Consider the following 2,352-nt stretch of genomic DNA (forward strand, 5'->3'; position numbering starts at 1 on the left):
TAAGAGACTGGAGGAGGAGTCCCCGCGCGCGGGGGCTCCTCCTCCTTCCGTGCCCCGCCCCGTGTCCCCGGCGGAGCCGCCGGCTCGAGGGGCGGGGCTCAGGGGGCGGGGATCAGAGGGCCAGTGCGCGGGCGGGGGTGTCCGCGGCGGAGGGCTTTCCCGCGTAGGCTCCCCGGAGTGCGGCGGCGGGGTGGGTGTCGAGCACCTTGGTCTGCCCCGCACCGTAGAGGTTCTCGCGCAGCGTGGTGCCCTCGTACCCGGTCCGGTAGCGGCCGCGCTTCTGCAGCTCCGGGACGACCCACTCCACGAAGTCCTCGAACGAGCCCGGGGACACGTGGTAGGCGAGGTTGATGCCGTCCAGCCCGCCGTCGTCGATCCACCGCTCGAGCTCGTCGGCCACGGTCTGCGGGGAGCCCACGATCGGCACGCCCATGCCGCCCATCGAGATGTGCCTCGCGACCTCCTTGACCGTCCACTTCCGGTGCGGGTCGGCCGTGGTGAAGGGCGTCAGGAAGGACTGGATCGAATCGGTCTTGATGTACTCCAGGACGTCGTTCTCGTCGTAGCGCCCCAGGTCCACGCCGGACCAGCCGCCCACGAGGCCCAGCGCGCCGTCGGCGTCCGCGTAGCGCTCGTAGTCGCGGCGCTTCTGCTCGGCCTTCGCGTCGGTCTCGTCGACGATCACGTGCAGCATCGCGAAGATCTTGAGGTCGTCCCGGCCCCGCCCCTGGGCCTGCGCCTCGTCGCGCAGCTTGTCGGTGACCACGCGGGTCAGGTCCGGGCGGATGCCGCCCACGAACACCGCCTCGGCGTGGCGGCCGGCGAACGCGCGCCCGCGGGTGGACGCGCCGGCCTGGAAGATCAGCGGCGTGCGCTGCGGGGACGGCTCGGTCAGCCCGATGCCGGGCACGTCGAAGTACTTGCCGTGGTGCTGGATGGGGTGGACGAGCGCCGGGTCGGCGAAGACCCCGTTGGCCCGGTCCCGCTTGACCGCCCCGTCCTCCCAGGAGCCCTCCCACAGCTTGTAGCAGACCTCCATGAACTCCTCGGCGATCTCGTAGCGCTCGTCGTGGGAGATCTGCTCCGTGAGCCCGTGGTTCTCGGCGGCGGACTTCAGGTAGGACGTCACCACGTTGAAGCCCATCCGGCCCTTCGTGAGGTGGTCCAGCGTCGCGAACTTCCGGGCCAGCGGGTACGGCTGCTCGTAGGTGATCGCGCTGGTCACCCCGAAGCCCAGGTGCTTCGTCACGGCCGCCATCGCGGAGATCTGCATGAAGGGGTCGTTGACCGGGATCTGCGTGGCGTCCCGGATCACGGGCGCCGCGGAGTTCTGGTAGACGTCGTAGTAGCCGACGACGTCCGCGAGGAACAGCGCGTCGAAGAGTCCCCTCTCCAGGAGCTGGGCGACGTCCGTCCAGTACTCGATCGTGTTGTACTCGTCCGCCCGGGAGCGGGGGTGCTTCCACAGGCCGGGGGCCTGGTGCCCCACGCACGTCATGTCGAAGGCGTTCAGGGCGATGCGCTTGCTCAAGGGTGTTCCTCCCGGCTCGATGCCGACCCGCGCCCGTGCGTCGTGGAGACCTGCTCGCGGGTCCGACGCACTGGTGGGCGCCGTACTTGCCGCGGAGCACGTGCACCGCGGCCCGATGTTCATCTGGGGCACCCCGCTACGGGAGAGGGTTGCCGCCCGACCAGCCAGAGCTTCGCGTCGGGACTCGTCATCGTCGTCGTCGGACAGCTTACCGGCTCGCCCCGGACCCGGCGCAAGCCCCGGGCGGGCCGGCTTCCGGGCGGGGCCCAGCGGAATCCGGGCGGGCGGTCCTCAGGCGGGCGGCGCGAGGGGCGGGGTCCGGCGCGGGTCCAAGGTCCAGCCCCGCCCGAGCAGGGAGCGGAGCTCGATGAGCGGGCAGGTGTCCATGACCACGTCGAGCCCGGCCCGCTCCGCGCGGGCGGCGGCGGCCTCGTCGACGACGCCCAGCTGCAGCCACACCGCCGCGGCGCCCACGGCGACGGCCTGGTCCACGACCGCGCCGACACGGCGGGAGTTCACGAAGCAGTCCACCACGTCGATCGGTCCCGGCACCTCGGCGAGCGTGCGGTAGCCCGGCTCGCCGTGCACCGGTTCGCCCTTCGGGTTCACCGGGACGATCGTCATGCCGAGGTCGTCCCGGATCCGTCTCGCGACCGAGTGCGCCGGCCGGGCCGTGTTGCCGGTCAGCCCCACCACGGCCCACCGGCCGGGCCGGGTCATGAGACGGTCGATGACGGCGGGGTCGTTGCGGCTCATGCCCCCAGCCTGGCACGGAACCCGCTCGCCGTCCCGCGCGCCGGCACGTCCCGCCGACACGTGCC

General features: G+C 72.3%; 2 protein-coding genes and 1 riboswitch. Both genes read right to left on the bottom strand.

Features of this window, described 5'->3' with window-relative positions; translation table 11 throughout:
- Nucleotides 1-112: 112 nt before the first annotated feature.
- Nucleotides 113-1,531 (bottom strand): LLM class flavin-dependent oxidoreductase, encoded by a 1,419-nt coding sequence (locus tag ACFU0Y_RS17905; protein ID WP_380216281.1) that lies wholly within the window; start codon nucleotides 1,529-1,531, stop codon nucleotides 113-115.
- A gap of 77 nt (nucleotides 1,532-1,608) precedes the next feature.
- A riboswitch (SAM riboswitch) is annotated at nucleotides 1,609-1,723 on the bottom strand.
- 99 nt (nucleotides 1,724-1,822) lie between these two features.
- On the bottom strand, nucleotides 1,823-2,287 hold the full coding sequence (locus tag ACFU0Y_RS17910) for a CoA-binding protein (protein WP_380216283.1): 465 nt from the start codon (nucleotides 2,285-2,287) through the stop codon (nucleotides 1,823-1,825).
- Between the last annotated feature and the right edge of the window lie 65 nt (nucleotides 2,288-2,352).

It is taken from the genome of Kocuria sp. NPDC057446, from assembly GCF_042802875.1.
GTDB lineage: Bacteria > Actinomycetota > Actinomycetes > Actinomycetales > Micrococcaceae > Kocuria.

Coding starts and splice junctions, on each gene's coding strand:
- ACFU0Y_RS17910 (WP_380216283.1), bottom strand. CDS start 2,287: ATGAGCCGCAACGACCCCGCCGTCATCGACCGTCTCATGACCCGGCCC.